Genomic DNA, 19,309 nt, shown 5'->3' on the forward strand with positions numbered 1-19,309 from the left:
AACACTATGTTTTAGATGTTGTTTTTAAAGAAGACAGTTCACGGATCTGTTTAGATGGAGCGGTGGAGAATATTGCTTTGTTTAGACGCTTCGTCATGAACATGCTCAAGCAATGTGAGTGTGGTGCTCCAAGTCAAAGGCAAAAGCTAAAAAAAGCGGGTTGGTGCGACGATTACAGAGCACGAGTATTCTTTGGGCTATAAATTGAACAAAGTATGCTCGCGCCCTGGAAAAAATACGACCTTTATTGTCATAGTAGAAACCCGCTGATAGAACATCTTCTTTCCTACATGGGTCGACTAGTAAATAACTCTCACTTGAAAGTGATTCATTGTTTCTAGCTCTTTTTCCATCAACTGGGAATTTATTTCTTTTATGCCTATTGCAAACATCGCACGACAAATATAAGTTATTCCATTCATATGACAACCACCAATAACCATCACTCTGCGTTCCATCTAAGTCGATGACCGTGGATTTAGGCCTAAAATGCTCAATAATCCCAGTAGATGTATGCCCAATAGGTGATTCACAATACGCACACTTTCGATCAAATAGATTTATGATATCCTCTCTCGCTCTCAGCCATACAGAGGCGTCAAACTCGAATCTACTTTGCTTATAATCATGTTTAAAAAAAGATTCCATCTTTTCCTTAGCTCTAAAGTATCTATTTGACTTAAATACCTCAGGGACGGGAACTTTAGATCTATCAATAAACTTCATAAATGTGCCTTATATTAAATTATTAGTTACTCATGATTGAGGGATTGATTTTCATTTGAATGAGATAACACCTTAAGCTGAGCGATTTTCAAATAGTATGTATTTGAATAAATGGCCAAATTGATTACTGGCTAGTAAACCGTACAAAAGATCTGCGTTATGACTATTAAATTGAACTTCCAAGGATTCCTTTGTCATACCTTCTCGATCAGAAAAAAAACAAAACAACGACTACTCCACTATTTCTACAAAATCTAAATCACCAGAGATAGTTTCAGGAAATCTCATGTACGATATCGCATATTAATCAATTTCTAGAAAACCAAGCGATATCTTGTCACTGCGTTGATTCTTCTTGAAACAACATACAAACCTTATTTTAGACAGGCTTTTCAGTATATCATACCACTTTGGTGTGCGAGCGTGCATATCATCTTATTGTATTCGCAAATGCGTTGCTTCACAATGTGAGCTAACGCAAAGAAAAATAAGGAAAAAGTACAACAATCTTAGAGGACTAAAGATCAATTACACTCGGCGCCTTCTCGCTCAGACGTACCCAACCAAATAGCTAATGAGTGTGGTATTTATGTTAGATTTTCTGATTTGATCACACCCTTGAATCTCGAACTTTTCATTTATATCTATATTTGACAACTTGTTTCACAATAGCACGTTATAAAACGCTCAGTTATGGAGATAAAGTCGTTATGAATTTAGGCCTAAAACTAAAAGGGATTCTACTATTTCTGCTATTGGCTGGTAGCGTTCAGGCTCGCGAGTGTGATAACTCACTAATACCTAAGGAAAATCATGTTGTCGATAAAGGTACTTTCATGGTGACTTTAGTTGACGGTCATGCCCGTGTCTCTTCCTACCTTCCATCAGGCGCTGTTGTAAAACTGCTTGGTAAGCAAACGATTTATTACAAAAAGCGGCAAGGAAGACCCCCTATCCCGCAATGCTACTACCAAGTAAATACGAACTTAGGTAAATCAGGGTATGTATTGCAAGAAACTTTATACAGTGCATCTATGTATTCAGGTGAATATGTCTTTCCCCGAACTGAAATTGAAATCTATAAACGAGCGAACCTAGAGCAAGTGACCGACTATCGTTCTCAAGGCACGACATCACGAAATGCCATTTTCATGTCTTCAACCAACCCAAAGGTTAATGAAAAACTAAAAGTGATTGGTATGGATCCCAATCAGGACTTTTATATCGTAACGGCTGAATTTCTAGGAGAAAACGTAAAAGGGTTTGTATTTGCAGACGATATTGATCGAGGTATGGCAGCAGTCGTGGACCCAAGAAATGTCGATTTTGTCGACCGACAAGTCAAGCAAGTAAGTAGTGACCTTAAACAAATCTTCAAAACGCTCTTAAGTGAAAAAGTGTATGATGAAATGAGCGATTATTTAGACGGCTTTGGACAAGGTGCAATCTTGGAAATGTGCAAAATTCCTTTAAGTGTCACTCCATCAGCTGAGCTAAGAGCCAGTGCATGGTGGCTCAATAGCTCGATTAAGGTCGAAGGAAAAATGATGATTAAGCCGGAGAATCGAAGCTTCTCTCACGAGTCTTACGCCATTATCCGAGGAAATGAACACTACGATATTGAGTTCATGAAAAGCTTATCATGTGATACAGAGAGTATGTTGTATCCCGTGATACTTAAGATTAAGCAAGGAGCTCTTGAGCTCAGGAGAGAAAACTTCAGCAAACTCGGTCCGATATATCGAACGAAGCAAGATCCTGTTGGAGAGAAGCAATATGAGACCATGTTAACCATTAAATCATACGGTGACTGGTATTCTGTTTATAGTCATTTAGACGACAATTTGTCTGACTGGAAAGCCGTATTTGGTGATAGTTACGATATCCTCTTGGATATTCTAATTGACTCAATTTCTTATTTTCCGCCATCTGAAAAACGTATAGCAAGTAAAACATCGTAACCACTATGGTTCGCTCTACGATGCCTCAAATCGTGTTACCCCAGCCATGAACACAATGTCATGACTGGGTTTCAACGGGTTAACTCACTTAATTACGATTTAACCTAACACTGTCATAGAGACCAGTGCTTTTGGTCCCTAATGTTTGCTTCCAGCGGCATTCGGCTTTGAGACCCAAGCTTTCATTGGTAGGCTCGAGAGCAGTAAATACCAAGTTATTATACCCATTCTCCAGCACATACAGATTGAGATGTTTTGCATCACCATTGCTATTGAGGTGTTTTAGCCATCGGCTCAAGATCCCCCACAGCTGTATGCAGAACCAACATAGCGAGAAGTGCCATCACTTGACCTCTGCAGGTAGACTCCAGGTTGAGACAATACCTTTTTAAGTTCGTTATCTGGCGACTCATCTTCAGAAATTGCGATGCTCTCTTTCCAGGTAAACTCAATCCCCAAGACATCGGTATCTGAAGTATGCCCATCAGGCAAAGCCAGGCCTTCATACGCACTATTACTTGTGTAGATTTTATTTTGATCTCGCGATCTCTTTGGTTGTTTCGCTTGAAAAAGCGCGCAAAAGTAATCGAAAATTATTTCTCCATCACCGTCAAAATCTTAATAGTATTTCGCGCTTCTTTTATGGAGTGGGTAAGACTCCAGCTCCGCTTTAATCGCAGCGGGAACATCACCATGATAGATGCGGAAAAAGCACCCTTGGGTATTTTCCCATAACTCAAGAGACCGGAGTCTAGACGCGTTTTTGCTTTATACGAATGGCCGAATAATTGCGCTATGGGTAATCTTGCTCAACACGAATATCAAACTATCTCGCTAGCCCACTTTCTTCGTACATTTTTTGGGGTTCTGCACGCACTGATTTTTCTCTAAAGATAAATAAAGGCGTGGATTATATAGCAGCTATACACCAAAGGTAACGCATCGTTTATCACCTCCAATCAAACCGAAAGCAACCTCTCTCTCAGAGTCATTATTGATAACACCCAATATCATTCGCTTCTGCCCATCGAAGCCAACCCATCGCCTCCCCTAACCCACACCAAGAGTGAATTGTGAGTATGTATTCCATAGTCAGAGAAAGAGGCTGCGGTTGAAGAGGTGCAGCTCCCTTTGTATCGTTTGAACGTTCTGTTGTTCAGAAACTCAATGAGAATTTTTGTCTCTTTGGTCAAATCGCCAACATATAAATTACTGCAGCTCTTAATAATGGAATAACTAATTGTTAGTTAGTTGTTTTAGATACTCAGTATCGTCAGTATATCTCAATTAACGACTTACTAAAGATCTTATTCTCGGGGGATCCAGGCCGTAATAGAGATTGTAAAACATAGTGAGGTTATAAAAATGGAATCTAACCACTTTATTTCGAAAAGAGAAGACGTAAGAGTTAACTTTAGTATCCAGATAGGAGCTTTAGTACTTGAAAGTGCTCATGGCATTAAACTCTTTCATGTAGAAAGTAATGAATGGAAAGAGTTTGCGTTAAATACCCCAGTACACGCCCCTTTAGCTTTTGAAGGATTAATTCGCGTCAAACCTCTAGAGTTCGGAGAAAATAAAGCCACACTCATTCATGTAGACAATAATGGTCAGGAAATAGATAAAATTGAAATTAATGTCGCCGTATGTTGCGTCTCTTTAAGAAATGATAGTGATCGCGATGGCGATATAGACCTAATCGACACGGCCAACGATAATTGGGTTTGGGGGAGTAATCAAAGAGGTGCTGTGGTCTTAGTTAATAATGACCTAGAAACAGAGGAGCATGACCCATCTGGTAGGTATCATTCAGAATGGGCAAAATTAGTAGTGGAAAATACACAGCTAGACGAATTCCCAGAAGGTTTCTCCCTAATTTTGGCATCAACTGAAGCTGCTGCACCAAGATTTACCGTGTATAAAGAGTCCAGCACTGGCAAATATGAAAGAATTTTAGGCTTAGACCCTTCAGGGGAAAAGAAAACCTTGATCGAATCTCCTCCCCTTTCTCCGAAGGGCGAAAATCTATACCTTGAAGCGCACGAGTACCCCAGCGAAAATTTTGAGGGGTTAATCACTTTAGAACTGCTGTTAGTTAAAGGTCAATTCGTCATGTCTATTGACGCCGCAGTTTTTAGGGTTGCTCCATGGATTATGACTCCAAACACGCTTCCCCCTGAGCGCGTATTTGCGTGCAGGATAGTGGATGAGGGAAGTAGCAATGAAAAATTCCTTGAAGGCCTCACTAAGGCTTTAAATAATATAAATATTCCTTTAACAATAATTGAACCACAAGATCACCTTGGAGATAGATGGATTCAAGATGAAGTTGAATTTGGGTATGTTCAAGCACCAAGTCACATCTTGCCCGTGGTTATGGATAGCCCCAGAGACAGAGGGCTAGACGGATTTCCTGAGAAAAAACTATTGGGTGAAGATTTTGGTCATTTTCAACTTGGTGGAAGTAATCCGGGTTCACTAGATTCATTTGGCAACCTTGAAGTCAGTCCCCCCGTATCGGTGAATGGAAGGGAGTATCCGTTCGGAAGAATTGTATTTGGTGGTAAGAAATATGGAGATTACTCTGTCGACTATAGGAAAATGATGCCTCAATTGAGGAACTTCTTATATTCTCAGAAAGTCCAATCTCCTTTTGAAATTTATACCGACTGGTTGAGTGTTGGGCATGTAGACGAAATTTTTAGCTTTGTGCCCTCGGTCAATGACATTGGGTTTCAAGTGCTTGTCGCCTCTCCGCGAAGAGCTAAGGCGATTCTGGAAAGATTATCGTTGAATGGCCAAGGCAACGCTATCATGTTTGAGGGATTGAAACGTAGTGGTCCTAAAGGGCGTGAATCGGCTGAAAAGAAGGTAGATGAGCTATTAAATGATGAGGAATTTTGGCAGGGAAACCATGGGTATCAAGATATTATAGATACCAATACCTCTATCATTAAGCGCGAGTTAGGGGTTGGTGATGAACACGTGATTCAAATACCCGTTCTTTTTCATCCCACAGGAGCCAACCGAACATCAGCATACTTTCCAAACATGATTAATCACCTTGTTATTAATCATGTCAGCATGGTTCCAAAGCCGCATGGGCCTCTTGTAGACGGAGAATGTGCTTTTGAAAAGGCCTTCAAAAATGCGGTTCCACAACGAGATGTTGTATTCATCGAGGATTGGTATTCATATCACTTATTGGGTGGTGAGGTGCATTGTGGTACAAATGTTCAGCGAAAACCGTTTAGTCATAAAACTTGGTGGTCCTTGAAGCCTGATGGAGGGTATGACATCTGAAAACGGCCAATCAACCTGTCAGTGGAAAGGCTGTCATCTATAACCTGATGAATTTGATTAGTATTGTGTAAGGAAATGACGTCATTCGCATCATCAGTACACTTCCCCCATCAAGAGCAGTAGCGAATACGTGAGTTATTACGTACCATAAATTCTCACTTCAACATAGTGGTTGCCTTGGTTAACGCTCGAGCCTTTGCTATAGAAACGCACATAGCGATATTGTTCAGGCATAAAGTCAACGAAAAGGCCTTGCGATGTTTCGTTGTATTCCGCATCCAGGCCACCTCCCAGCCCAGATGAATTATCGGTATCGTTGTTATACACCGTATAAGCGTCGCTGAAGTCAGCCTGGTTAGCCAGTAAGATCACCACATCGTGATATCGACGCGAATCTTGGTAGTAGTGCCATAATCTTATTGATGTTAGTGTTCTCTGCTGTCCAAAATCGAACTCTAAATATTGCAGTCCATCCCCTAAGGTAAGGTGGCTGTGGCTGTCCAGACTTCCGTCGGTGGCCACTTTTCCGTTTCTTATTGTCGTCGACCCTGAAGGGATCAGACCGCTCGCAAGGTTCTGCTGAGAGATCAACTCGGGCACATAAACCTCGACTTCAACATAGTGGTTAAAAGCGTTTACGTTTGATCCATTGGAATACAAGCGAATGTGGCTTCCACTCAATCGCTGGTGAAAATCAATCTCTTGCCCATCAGGACTCTCTGCAAAGAGAGGGTCTGTACCGACTCCGAAGCCGAAATAATTTGTTTTGTCATTGTTATAGACAATGGTGGTATGGTCTGGGTCAAAGTTGTCGCCTTCAGATACCAGGATAACAATGGCGTTATACCGACGCTGATCGGCAAAATAGCGCCAGATATGTATTCTATTAATCTCTTTGATACCACCCACATCCAGCGTTATTGCTTTTTCCCTATCACCAAGATCGGCATATTGATGACTGTCGATAATGCCATCGGTGACGCGCTCTAAATGGGTGGCGTTTGGCCCCCCGGTGGTGGTTTGCCGGCCACGCGCAGCGTTAATACTTCGAAAGCGCTGAGCAAATGTACGGTCACATTTGATATCAACTTGCACCATCATGTTTTTTTCATCGATGTTGCTGCCCTTCGAGTATATACGGACATAGCGTCCATCCGAAATCACCAAGGGGTTTCCCGCGATATCTTGCTTGTATAAATGCAGCCCGGCTTCAGTTTCGGTATAGAGTTCGTCTTTTCCCGGACCAAAGTGAAAATGATCCTCATGGTCGTTGTTAAACAAGATATGCGGGTTCTTAAAGGTTTTCTCCTTAGCGGTCATGATGACAACACTCTGATAGATTTTGGTATTTCGTCCATCCCGCCAACACTGTATTTCATAAATAGGCGTGTCATGGATAAGGTCAATCTGAAGGTAATCACCATGGATCTGAATGGCACTGCCTTCCGAGCGGTTGCCATCTGTCAGTGATAAGGGATTTTCGCTACGCCATCCCTCCTGACACTCGAGATAGGCATACCTGCTGACATGTATCGCGCTGTGAAACGCTGAGTAGGTACAGTGTTTAAATTCTTTACTTTGATAGGGACCCTTTTTCGTGTAGTAAGATATGCCTTTCCACACATGTCCCCCCGGTTGCGTGACCCCATCAAAGAAATGCTTGATAGCCCGATAGGCGCCGTAACAGGACCGGTCTTTATCCCGAACATATAAACCGTCTTCTAACAATCGCCACAACGGATAAAGCGTATCAAAAAGGTAAGGCACATTTTTATAATATCTGTCGAGCCACCATACGCTGACATCGTCGAACCGACTATTATAGGCGCCTCCCATCATTAACATCTCTCTATCGGTGAAGACGTTTTTGACCTTTGAAAACGGGTTGTTGTGGGAAGGGACATAACACAGATATTCGCGGTTTGCCTGACGAATAAACTGGTTTATGCTTTCAACGATAGGTCCGACAAGGTGTTCATTTCCAATCACGGGGGATTCAAGGTTGATTAGCCACCCTTCAAAATTGAGATACTGAGCGATACTATCCAATTGCTTGAGCACATGATTGTTGTTGCCCACCAGCGCCTGGACATCAGAAAAACGTCCTCCGTATTCACCAGGCGCCAAAAAAACGCACCCATAGATTTTGACGCCTGTTTGGTGCGCTTGGGTGATCAGTAATGGATCTGGCGCAAGCACATTTCCTTCTCCGTATGAGCCACCAAAAAAGATAAACTTGCGAATGTACTCCCAGTGGTCAAATCGCATCATCGGACGGTCATAATGGTTGGCCGGAATACTGGCTTCAGTGCCTCTCATCGCGGCGATCAAATATTTATCTTGGCTGACTGGCGCATGATGATGTGGCTTATCCCACTGATATTTAAGGTCGGTTTTCAGAGGTTCCGTAGATTTAGACAGGTATGCCTCAAAATTGGCGGAGGGATCCCAGTCTTCAACTGGTGGGATCTCAGGTTTTCCGTCCCCCGGTTTATTCACATACCACGTCCAGGTTCGTTTTAAATTTGAGTTTTCCATCATCCGGCAGGCCCCCCTATCCTCAGCATTCGACACTGCGTACATGTATATCTCACCAAAGGTAGCACCAGGCTCACTGAAACTCGTTGCCCATTAAGATAATTAATAATTAGTTATTAAAAAGCATCAAAGAGATTTCATGCATCTATTGCCGATGCTAAGTGCGATGACATGCGTAGGACGAACCAAACAGGTGCCGTTATAAAAATAGAGCTCCCAGCAATCAAACCATATACACAAGTTCATTAGGAAATGAGTTCCGCGTCCGTAAATTCTATTCAACACTTGTTCCTAGTATCGGTCATCCGCAGGTAAATGCTCCGAGATATCCCTTGATGTCATCCGCTTTTGCTCATCGAAGCCAACCCATCACCTCCTCTAACCCACACCAAGAGTAATTCGTGAGTATGTATTCCATACTCACTGACGCTTGAGCGCAGCCGTGCGCACGCCAGTACGTCCCTACTCTTGGTGTCCCTGATAAGGAAACACCACTATGATGTCCATTAGTCCCTTAAAGTCGGCCTCTAACGCCAGCAAATATTACCTAACTGAAGAAAACCCAAACGCTCTTCCGGACATGTCACTGGAGCAACAAGGAGAAAGCTATTACCTCAAAGAACAAAGCCAGGGAGAGCACACCTTTTGGTATGGCAAGCTTGCTAAAGAAGCGGGATTGCTCAATCAAGCTGTTGATGAAAAAACACTGCAAACGGTTCTCTCCGGTACCCTCAATGGCGAGACCATCAAAGGCAGGCGCGAGCATCACAGATCGGGCTTCGACCTCACCTTTTCTGCCCCCAAAAACGCCAGCATACTTGCGTTAGTCGGCGGTGATACCCGCTTGATAGACGCCCACGATAACGCCGTGAAATTCGCGCTTTCTGAGCTGGAGAAAGACATTGCGCAAGTCAAAGCCACCCATGAAAAAGGCGTGCAAACCTACGACAACACCGATTCGATGATCTTCGCTGTCGTACGGCATAAAACCAGTCGTAATAATGACCCACAAGTGCACTCCCATCCCTGGCCGCCAACATGACTCGCGATCAGCAAGGCGAGCTCCGAGCCCTAGCCTCCTGCCTCAAACAGCAAGGCGGTGTCATTAACGGCAGTGGCGAGCGCATTTATCACTTTCAGAAGTACTACGGCGCGCTTTACCAAAGCCAGCTTGCCAAAGAGTCTCAGCAGCTTGGTTACAAGGAAAAAGGCCTGGGTAACGCTCAGTTTGATATCGATGGTATACCCGACAAATTGAACAAAGCGTTCTCAACCCGTAAACAACAGATTGACCAGCAACTTCTCGATTTAGGCTATGATTCGCGAGCAGCCAAAGATGCCGCAGCTCTCGATACTCGGCCAGGCAAAACCTATCACAGTGATGCCAACCTCAATCACCAGTGGCAACACACCGTCACAGACCTGGGCTATGATCCCTCCGGATTAGTCAACCACTGTCTGAAGCTTCCAAAAAACAACCACGATACCAAACATCAAGCGCTCGAGGCATTTTCCCGGGCAGTCGCTCACCTAGGTCAGTACTCAACGTCGTTCAACCTTGAGAAAGTGATCGAAATCGCCGCTACTGATTTTACTAAGGGAGCGCAACAAGCCAACGCCATCGACTTAAAACAGGTCGCCGATCAATGGATACGGGAAGGAAAACTGCTGCCACTGGCACACCGAGGCCAATACACCACTAAAGCGATGCTGCAAACTGAAAAAGCCTTAATGGCCATCACTCAAAGTCGCAGTCATCACATGCGAACCACTGTCAATGACGCCACTCTGGCTGGGCTTAAGATCAACCAGAGCCAGCGACAAACCGTGGCAGGGATCTACGCCTCCACTAAGCAGTTCCATGTAGTCGACGTCTACGGCTCCTGCGAGCGCATTGCTCAACACTTACTCAACACGGGCAACCACAGTGACAAACGGGTTCAGTTGATTTCCCAAAGCGCTAAAGACCGCCAGATAAGCCAGCGCAAGATCGCCAGAGACAGCTATACACTTTCCACCTGGCTAAAACACCTATTTCATAAAGAGCAGCGCCATACCCTACATGGATTGCTTCATTCAGAGCCGCCTCTAACCAATAAAGACATTCTGCTGGTCGACAGCGCCAATAAAATGAGCGCCGATGAGTTGATCGCATTGAGTGAGAAAGCCCGGCAAACAAACAGCAAAGTCATTTTGCTTAATCGCATTTCAAGCCGGCAGGGATTGAAAGCGCACGATGCGCTCACGCTTTATCGCAAAGGCAACGTCGCTCAGCATCGCTGGGTCAATGCGAAACAGGGCGACAGCCAGGTGCGCCTGCATCACCAAGACACGCACACTGTGGCTCGATGCTATGCCGACTTGCCGGACAAAACCAACTGTCAGGTGCTCGCCACCTCCCGGGTTGAGCAACGACGTTTAACTGATGAGATCCGGGCGACACTAAGAAACGATGGCCAGCTCTCCCGCACTGGCGTTGCCCTGATCACCCAACAGGCGCACTACCTCTCCAAGCCGCAGCAAGAGCTGGTGAGACATTACAAACCGGGCATGATGCTCCGTAGCTGGCAAGAAGAAAAGCCGTTGGATTTTGTGATAGCCAGTGTGGATAAAGGCGCTAACACCATAGAAGCCTTGGGCAAGGCAGACGGTAAAACGCACACCTTCGATCCTTGCTCCAAAGCGTTTAAGTCGATGAACATGCAGGTATTCAAACCGAACTGTCTTGAGATCTCACAAGGCGAACGCCTCATCGCCACCGGCAAGCACTTCCCCAGTGGGATCGAAGCCGGTCAACGTTACAATGTCACAGCCATCAACAGTGAATCACTGACGGTAACCAATGCACAAGGCCAGCCGACAGAGTGGCCGCGAGACTCTCTCAAGGACGCCCCCCTAAGCTATGACTACGTACATTGCGCTCATCACATTGAGCCAAAAACCCACACCCTGCTGTCAGGAAAAGCCTTTACGCTTTCAAAAGCGCTGCTCAATGATCTGACGGAACACAGTCGCCATATCGACATTTTCACCGACCACCCTGACAAAGCGCTCCAGGCTCTCGAGAAAGCCGACAGCCGCGCATCCGCCGTCGAACGCGTACTCCATACTGAAGCCGTCAATGATCACTATGTGTCTAAAGCGACCGAACCCATACTCAGACAAGACATTGAGCAGGCTTTACGGATACTGACCACCGAGCAGCAGCGCCCGGCTTACGAGAAAGCCGTCAGTTTTGCTCTTAATCACCTGTCAGAAAAAGAGGCCGCGTTTAGTCAAAAAGCGCTCGTCGTTGAGGCGGTTCGATACGCCTTCGAAGAGACCAATACACCAGTCACCAAAGCGCACATTGAATCGGAGCTTGCCAAACGCAGTGATACTCTCTCAGCGCAGTACAATGACGGCACTCGCTGGACGACACAAAGCGCGATTGAGGCAGAAAAGCACATTCTGAGTAACATTGAGCAAGGCAAACATCAGCATGACGCCTTTGCCAGTTCAAAACAGGCGCAGACCTACCTCGATGATCAGCCCCGGCTGACCCAGGGCCAGAAAGACGCGATTCACCTGATCTCAACCACCCGAGATAGCTTTGTCGCCATACAGGGGTTAGCCGGTACCGGTAAGTCGACGATGCTTGAGTCCAACATTGCCCTGATTGAACAGGCCCGCCTCGCCTGTCATACCCCACCAGAGCGCATCATAGGGCTCGCCCCTACCCATTCCGCGGTCAGCGAGCTGGAAAGTAAAGGCATCAAAGCTCAAACACTGGAAAGTTTACTGACGGATGTTCGCCGCGGCGTAACCACGCCAGAGGCGCACAAACACACTCTGTATTTCCTCGATGAAAGCTCCATGGTCAGCAATCAGCAGGCGAAAGCGTTGACCGATTTCGTCCTTGAGAGTCAGTCTAAAGCCGTCTTGCTGGGTGACAAAGAGCAGCTCTTGTCACTCAGTGCGGGTAAACCCTTTGAGCTGGCCATGACAAAAGGCCTGATTGATTCGGCCCAGATGACCGACATCATTCGACAGCGCAACAAAGAGACTCTGGGCGCCATTCATAACATTCTCGATAAACAGCCAGACAGCGCACTCGACAAACTCCGTCAGCAGGCTCCTGACTCACAAGGAAAAAGCCAGCATGTCATTTCAACATTCGAGGACAATCCCAAGAATCCACGCCAGGCGCAGCAGATCGCCACAGAGAAACTGCCTTACGAAGTCGCGCAGGATTACCTCTCCCGAACTCAGGAAACCCGAGAAAACACGCTTATCATCGCCTACACCAACCAGGAGCGTGATGCGATCAGCGAGCATATTCGCCACGGGCTGATCGGCTTGAAAGAACTAGGGACCGAGAACATCATGGCACCACGACTTCGCTCGACTGGGGCCAGTGGTGAAGAACTCAAAACCATGATGCCCTATAAGGAAGGCCTTATCCTCAGTACCAGGCCCGGGGAGTATGCCACTATCACAATGGTCGACTCAGAGCATGGAGTGGTAATGATACAAAACCAGGACACCGGTAAGGAGCAGGCCTTTTTACCAAGACATCGCGATCATAAATTCACCGCGCTGTTTGCCGTCTCACAGGTGCCTCTGTCAACCGGGGACAAGATTGTCACCCGGTATACGGACAAGAGTCGTGGCATCAAAGCCAATGTCGTGCATCACGTTATTGAGGCCAGTCACCAGGCGATCCTGGCCCAGGATAAGGATGGTCGCCCCCTCTCCATCGATCCTTCCCAGATAAAAGACGGGCACTGGGATTATGCCTATACCCGGACCGCCGATATGGCGCAAGGCACGACCTACCAGAACGTCATTACCTCGATCAAAGGCAAAGGCGCCCTGACCAATCTGAGACGGGCTTACATTGATTTAACCCGGGCCAGTGAGCATATCAGGCTCTACACCGACAACCCCAAACAGATGATGAGAAACTGGCTCTCCAAAGAGGTTAACAAAGCCAGCGCCATTGAAACCCTGCAACAGATCCCGCCGCAGTCGACCATCTACTTCAATGATGCCCCGCTCCTCCATGAAGACGTCCGCTACCGCGATCACAATGGCGATTTCGACTACAACCTGTTGAGAGAACGCGTCCACAGCGAGTTACCTCGCTATACGGAAAGTCTGGCAGAGCAGCTATTGGGTAAGCCGAACCATGCGAAGTCAGATCAGGACTACCTGACCTTTGGCTCAGGTAAGTCGGCAATTAAAGTCAGCCTGACCGGAGAATACCGCGGCTACTTTAAAGACTACACAACCGGTGAGAAAGGCTCACTTATTAACCTGATGATGAGTGCTAAGGCGCTCACCTACAAAGAAGCGATGAATGAGGCCCACCAGCTGTTAAACGATCCTGCTCGCTACCAGCTCATCGAGAACAGGCATCACGATACCCTGATAAACACGACGCCCAGACGCGTCGCTCAGTTTGAACAAAGAGCTAAGCAATACTTAGAGGAAAGCCTCGACATAAAAGGCACACTGGTCGAGCAATACCTCACTCAACTTGGCGTTAAAGACGCGTCCCATTCCCATGTGCGCTTTCACCCAGCCGTTTACTCTTCTGAAGACAGTGGGATCCACCCAGCCATGCTGACCAATATTCATAACCAGCGCGGTGAGACCCGGGCCATTGAAATCACCTACCTTGATGATCACGGTAACAAAGCCAATGCTCTGGACATCAACCCAAGGGTACTGGGCACAAAATCCAAACACATGACGCAGTTCAATCAGGGGCAGGATCGCAACACGACCATTATCAGTACTGGTATTGAGCCCTCGTTCATCATCAACGAACACACCCAGGGCCGCTACGACATCGTTAATGTCAGTCATAAGAATGACATTCAGAACCTTAGCCCGGATGAGCTCAGACAAAACATCATCATTGTGTTGACCCGCGAAAATCAGGACATCAATCCGAATAATATCGAAAAGATTGTGGAGAAGTTTGCCTCTTGTCAGGTTCACTTTGTGACAGAAGAAAACATGCTTAAGCAAATCAGCGACTGTATTTCGTTATTTGAAGGGCAAGACAAGCGTCTAATCCACGACGTTGAGTTTGACGCCAGTACCATCAAACGCCCGGACATTCCCGATGACCCCCTTGTTTCATCGGTTCAACGCGAAAAAGACCGTGAGGGACTAGAGTACTGTGAACCAAAAGAGCGCTCTTCGCAGCAGGAACTGGACTTCAATAAAGAGACAAGCAAAGAGTTAGACCGCGACAGAGAGCGATAGGATAAGAGACCGCTCCCCTTGATCATTGCGCCTGAGGAAGGCGCCGCTTTCAGTCACGGCCTCAATGAGACTGGCAGTCACGCCCAGATGTTTTCGGGGACTCACTTAATGTCGGAACCTAATCCCAGTGATACCAGGGTACCGACAAGTGTTGTGATCACCACCGAGACCAGTGAACCAATCAACACATACTCGGTCATACTCCGGTCGTTGGATTTACTCAGCTCACCAAATCTAAATATTGATTTAGCGGCCAGTACAAACCCCACCGCGGCATAACTTCCTACCAGGGTAAATGTCAGGATCAACACTCGCTCTAAGTAACCAATCAGCTCACCACCTGCGACAAGACCACTCACATTCGGATCTGACTCGCTGCCTGAACTGGCGATCGGATAGTTTCTTAACAGTCGGCCAATCACAACGGATGACGGCTTGAGGATAAGTAAATAAGCAAAGACAACCAATACACCATCCGAGAACTTCTCGTGCTGCAATACGGCATTCATCGTAATGCCGTCGGTCACATAAAAGGCAAAGACCGCGAGTATCGAGACATGCAAAGCCTGATCAATTACAAAACAGGAGGACTTGTTAGCTTTCTTTGTCGCGACTTTCCACAGTCCAAAGGCGCAATGACTAAGCGTCACGATGACAACCAGGTAAATGACTGAACACCAGTCTATGCCTAATAGAGCAGCAGGAACGATTAACGCGACACCGTGCAGTAGTGAATACAGATACAGTGCCGGAGAACGGTAAGTATACCCTTTCTTCTCCTCTCCCCATTGATTAGGTTGTAGGTAAAAGTCGCAAATAATGTGTATCAGCAAGAATGGTATCAGAACACCAAAGAAATCAAGCATACTTGAGGCCCGCTACTTGGTTGATAAATTGATTGTTCAGCTCATTAACCAGCGCCCAACCCGACGCTTTAAGGGACTTGCTGGCGGTCGCAGTTGCGATGTCGAGCTTCTCTGCCAGCTCGCCAATCGACATAGTTTCATGACTACGGATCATTGGAAGCATCACTTCACATTGACGTGAGGTTAGTTCAGAAAGTTGTCGATCGAGATACTTAATCAGTAAGCCAAAATGGTCAGTGAGTTCGCAGCGATCAGAATGAAAAACCAGCCTGTCATTTTTTAACGCTTTAAGTCCTCGGCCAGAAAGCACAAAAGCTTCCCCCATCGATTCAGAAACCAACTCACGTAGATCGGCATTCATTGCGATCGCAAAACTGATCCGACAATCAAATTCTTTACCCAGCGCTTTTATGCCAACCCGATAAACGATGGTGTATCTCAATGCGTTTTCGATATCGTGCACCACGCTCTGGAACTCGTCACCGCGTCGAATACTGTGCGCATTTGATGCGTTTCCTGCGCTGATCCATGACTGGATCTCTTTGGTTCTTGTCAGTAACTGCTCGAACTGAGCAGCAGCAAGCTTAGTCGAATTAACAATATCACCGCTGATCACCGCAATCGGTTTAGAATTAGGCTCCACTTTCCTGCTCCATTTAGCAAACTCATATCAATTTAGCCCTTTTTGGCTAATATTTCAAATTTAGCCAAAAATGGCTAATAAAGATATATTAGCCACTTACGGGATAGTGGGAGATTTCAGGAAATGTTTTTTCGGCGTTATTCGCGTGATCACTAACGTGAGCGGGATTTACGCGTGAACGTACGCTCGACAATCACACTCAAATGTCAGAAAACGCTGCGATCACAAAGTGGTGGCCGACCGGAAGGCGGAACATAACAAGGAGCCTCTGGTGGTTCATGCTGAGCAACATCCTTATACTCAAACGGAAGAGTCTTTATTTTGTTCCTCTCCGAGTTTCCTTCGTTGGCATTATGTATTGGATCATACTTATAGAAACTCGTCGGCCCCCATGGGGCACCGGTATATGTTGTTTTATTCCCTCTCCCACCCAACGGATCCATGGTAATGTCGAGCGAGACGAGCTTCGCAGCAGTGGAAAGTCGAAACACAGTCCCCTAATGACGCTTTATCCGATACCAGGAACCTATCAACTCACCACCAGCAACAAGGCCGCTCATAATCGAATGCCGTGGATTCGAATTCTTTGGTTGGAAAGCTATTTCAAATTTGGACAGTAGACTTTAACACGGCAAATACTCGAGTACATGAAAACTTAAAAACATTAGTATCTTCTGTGTAAAGAGTTAGGCCGCTTAAAATGAACTCAACAAATACCACTAGTACTTGTGGTTTATTATGTAGTAACGTTCTTTTGGCTAAGAGAGTTATTTCTCATAGACGTATGATTATTTTGAGTTAATTAAGCCCTGAGGTATAGTTTGGAACTTCTTTTCTCGCCTTTAATAGTGATAGTACTCTACTATCGGCAGTTTGGTAGAAACGAATGGTTAATCACACTACTCTATTTCGCGTATTCAATTACAATTAATTGCTTTTTAGACTTACCCTATAGTTCCAGAATTGGTAGCTTCTATATCGGAGTCCCTATAGCCTCATACCTACTCTGTCTCTTTCCTCACTACATAGAAAAATACCCCTCATCAGTGGTTAGGGGTATTGGTTTATTGGGAATAATCGTAGCTTTCGCAGCGGCACTATTGATTTTTTAACTTATCAACAATTTCCAACATATTTACTTCTAGCCCCTTTTGCTGGAGACGATTCTCTAGCTGAGTTAGCTTAAGTTTTTCTTCAGAGGAAAAATCACGCATCTGTGTTTTCAGGTAAACCGATAAATATCGTTGCTCCATCAACTTGGACTCCACCGATTCTGATAAGCTGATTTCGTCAGCTAAGGCTGCCAACTCTTCATTGGCAGAGCAACGCTGGATTCGAATATCTTTTAGAAACAATACATACTTTTCGACATCATCAACGCTAAGATCGCGAATATCACTGACAGTCAATGGTGCTTTTTGCTCTTCTGCTACAATACACTCTTTAACTTTAACCTTATATTCCTCATAACTATTGGAAAAGGCAGCTTGAGAGAAAGTCATTAAAAGGGCTGATACGAATACCGCTTTAACACTACATTTCATTGTATAAACACCTCCAAAACATTCTCTCCTGGTCTGTTATGGAAGAATGAGTAGCCATGCGATAGGCAATATTTTCTACCTGACGCACCAAGATAGGATTACTAGAATGCATCGATTTACCTAGCAATTCAAAATCTGTAGTAACTACCTTGTATGACGAACCAATAACACCATTTCGAGCAAAAATGTCGAGCATTACGGACATACCAAGTAAACCAGACAAAACATTGGCCATGTCTTGTTTCTCTTGAATCTCTCTGATAGCCCTTTTGCTATCAAAACCAAACTTAACGTTAAAATTACAAGCCATTGTAATTCCTTATTATTCAGAAAACTCCAAGTAAAAGCGGCATACTCATTAGTATTTGAACCACTACACTACCGCCAACCCAGCAATGGCTTTCTTTGTTACTTTAGTTTCCATTTACTCAAAAACTGGCTAGCACTAGAGGAAAAAATCTAAGAAATGGTAGCTATTGTGCACAAAAAATTACTCTTTCTAGTCCTCTGTTCGCTGCTGACCATACCGATAGACTCACCATTAATTAATGAAACTCTATACTCACACCCTAAACCAATATGTGCGAAAGTGAGCGACAGGATAATAATTAATCATTATTTATTATTGGGTGATACTGTAGCGATTTGATGATCCATGACACCACATTAGGTGGCCAAGTCTCCACCGCAAGTGAGGAGTTCAATGACAAAACGGCAACGACGTGCATTTTCTTCTGAGTTCAAAGTGGACGCGGAGAGTTTGGTTCTCGATCACGGCTACTAGACAGCATGCTCTCTAGAAGTTGGTGATACAGCCCTGCGCCGGATAGCTGAGGTTAGTCTCTCTTCTTTCCTGATAGAAAAGAGTCGACTTTATTGTCTATGTCCGACTTCACTTCCTGCCTGAATGGTTTTGATTCTTTCTGATCTCTAAATAGCTTCTCGCTATCGAACGTTTGTCCGTGGGTAATATCCCCTATCGCTGAAGATTGCCTTACAACACGATAGATCTCTTCCAGTAGCTCTCTGCTCGAAGGCGACTCATTGTCAGGTTTGTTCAACTTGAGTCTCAGAGCGAAGGTAAGCAGTTCGCGTATTGCTTCCGATTCCGTCAGCTTCTCTCTTTCCTGGAAAGTATCAAAATCTCTCTCCAGCTTCCCTTTAATTGATGCCTGCAACACTCGACTTCTTCCCATAATTCATCACTCCCAACCACATTTCCCTTGAGTATAGTGTATTAACATCGCAATACGATCGTATTAAGATGTTAATACACTTTAAGTCCGAATTCGCCCAGAAGCCTTGCTGTATAAGGGCTCAACAGATTGTTAATACAATCGTATTAACAATCTGCCAAAAATGCACAAAACGCCTCTCTAGCCCTTGCCAGTAAAGGGGTTAATACATTCTTAATACAATCGTATTAAGAATGTATTAACATTTTGCCGAAATTTTAGTGGAGAATCTGAA

Annotated in this window: 10 protein-coding genes and 1 pseudogene; 4 read left to right on the forward strand and 7 right to left on the reverse strand. The window is 45.2% G+C overall.

Annotated elements, in window-relative coordinates; translation table 11 throughout:
- Together ELS82_RS21250 and ELS82_RS21255 are read left to right on the forward strand one after the other, a co-directional pair.
- Positions 1 to 203, forward strand: a 203-nt coding sequence (locus ELS82_RS21250) for a transposase (RefSeq protein ID WP_369333529.1), incomplete at its 5' end; no start/stop codon positions are given.
- 1,233 nt (positions 204 to 1,436) lie between these two features.
- Positions 1,437 to 2,687, forward strand: a complete 1,251-nt coding sequence (locus tag ELS82_RS21255) for a hypothetical protein (protein WP_134837246.1) — start codon at positions 1,437 to 1,439, stop codon at positions 2,685 to 2,687.
- A 294-nt stretch (positions 2,688 to 2,981) separates the two neighbouring features.
- On the opposite strand, the gene ELS82_RS27015 is transcribed toward ELS82_RS21255, so the two are convergent.
- Positions 2,982 to 3,179 (reverse strand): GIY-YIG nuclease family protein, encoded by a 198-nt coding sequence (locus tag ELS82_RS27015; RefSeq protein ID WP_244230840.1) that lies wholly within the window; start codon positions 3,177 to 3,179, stop codon positions 2,982 to 2,984.
- 873 nt (positions 3,180 to 4,052) lie between these two features.
- Between ELS82_RS27015 and ELS82_RS21265 the strand changes: the two genes are divergently transcribed.
- Positions 4,053 to 5,990, forward strand: coding sequence for a protein-arginine deiminase family protein (locus ELS82_RS21265; protein WP_134837247.1), 1,938 nt, complete (start codon positions 4,053 to 4,055; stop codon positions 5,988 to 5,990).
- A 138-nt stretch (positions 5,991 to 6,128) separates the two neighbouring features.
- Here the strand turns inward: ELS82_RS21265 and ELS82_RS21270 are convergent, their stop codons facing one another.
- The gene (locus ELS82_RS21270) at positions 6,129 to 8,573 is read right to left on the reverse strand and encodes an endo-beta-N-acetylglucosaminidase (RefSeq protein ID WP_134837248.1); all 2,445 of its coding nucleotides are present in this window, start codon (positions 8,571 to 8,573) and stop codon (positions 6,129 to 6,131) included.
- Positions 8,574 to 9,024: 451 nt separating this feature from the next.
- Here ELS82_RS21270 and traI point away from each other — a divergent pair.
- Positions 9,025 to 14,786: pseudogene (traI, locus tag ELS82_RS21275) on the forward strand (conjugative transfer relaxase/helicase TraI).
- A gap of 101 nt (positions 14,787 to 14,887) precedes the next feature.
- Here traI and ELS82_RS21280 read toward each other — a convergent pair.
- The 5 genes from ELS82_RS21280 to ELS82_RS21300 all read right to left on the reverse strand — a co-directional run bounded on the left by ELS82_RS21280 (position 14,888) and on the right by ELS82_RS21300 (position 19,035).
- The gene (locus ELS82_RS21280; protein WP_134837249.1) at positions 14,888 to 15,652 is read right to left on the reverse strand and encodes a DUF3307 domain-containing protein; all 765 of its coding nucleotides are present in this window, start codon (positions 15,650 to 15,652) and stop codon (positions 14,888 to 14,890) included.
- A complete protein-coding gene (locus ELS82_RS21285; RefSeq protein ID WP_134837250.1) occupies positions 15,645 to 16,295 on the reverse strand; it encodes a hypothetical protein in 651 nt (216 codons plus the stop codon). Before ELS82_RS21285 ends, ELS82_RS21280 begins: the two co-directional genes overlap by 8 nt.
- Before the next feature lie 1,097 nt (positions 16,296 to 17,392).
- A complete protein-coding gene (locus tag ELS82_RS21290) occupies positions 17,393 to 17,839 on the reverse strand; it encodes a hypothetical protein (RefSeq protein ID WP_134837251.1) in 447 nt (148 codons plus the stop codon).
- Positions 17,829 to 18,149 carry a hypothetical protein gene (locus tag ELS82_RS21295; RefSeq protein ID WP_134837252.1) on the reverse strand — a complete coding sequence of 107 codons (321 nt, stop codon included), beginning with the start codon at positions 18,147 to 18,149 and terminating at the stop codon, positions 17,829 to 17,831. Before ELS82_RS21295 ends, ELS82_RS21290 begins: the two co-directional genes overlap by 11 nt.
- Before the next feature lie 526 nt (positions 18,150 to 18,675).
- Complete coding sequence (locus ELS82_RS21300; RefSeq protein ID WP_134837253.1) at positions 18,676 to 19,035, reverse strand: hypothetical protein; 360 nt, start codon at positions 19,033 to 19,035, stop codon at positions 18,676 to 18,678.
- Positions 19,036 to 19,309: the final 274 nt, after the last annotated feature.

Origin of the sequence: Vibrio ouci, assembly GCF_004551525.1 — a bacterium.
Classification (GTDB): Bacteria; Pseudomonadota; Gammaproteobacteria; order Enterobacterales; family Vibrionaceae; genus Vibrio; species Vibrio ouci.

What these genes read in the sequence shown, in the direction of transcription:
- ELS82_RS21255 (WP_134837246.1), top strand. Translation starts at nt 1,437, where the DNA reads ATGAATTTAGGCCTAAAACTAAAAGGGATTCTACTATTTCTGCTATTG.
- ELS82_RS21290 (WP_134837251.1), bottom strand. Translation starts at nt 17,839, where the DNA reads ATGAAATGTAGTGTTAAAGCGGTATTCGTATCAGCCCTTTTAATGACT.
- ELS82_RS21300 (WP_134837253.1), bottom strand. Translation starts at nt 19,035, where the DNA reads ATGGGAAGAAGTCGAGTGTTGCAGGCATCAATTAAAGGGAAGCTGGAG.
- ELS82_RS21280 (WP_134837249.1), bottom strand. Translation starts at nt 15,652, where the DNA reads ATGCTTGATTTCTTTGGTGTTCTGATACCATTCTTGCTGATACACATT.
- ELS82_RS21295 (WP_134837252.1), bottom strand. Translation starts at nt 18,149, where the DNA reads ATGGCTTGTAATTTTAACGTTAAGTTTGGTTTTGATAGCAAAAGGGCT.
- ELS82_RS21270 (WP_134837248.1), bottom strand. Translation starts at nt 8,573, where the DNA reads ATGTACGCAGTGTCGAATGCTGAGGATAGGGGGGCCTGCCGGATGATG.
- ELS82_RS21265 (WP_134837247.1), top strand. Translation starts at nt 4,053, where the DNA reads ATGGAATCTAACCACTTTATTTCGAAAAGAGAAGACGTAAGAGTTAAC.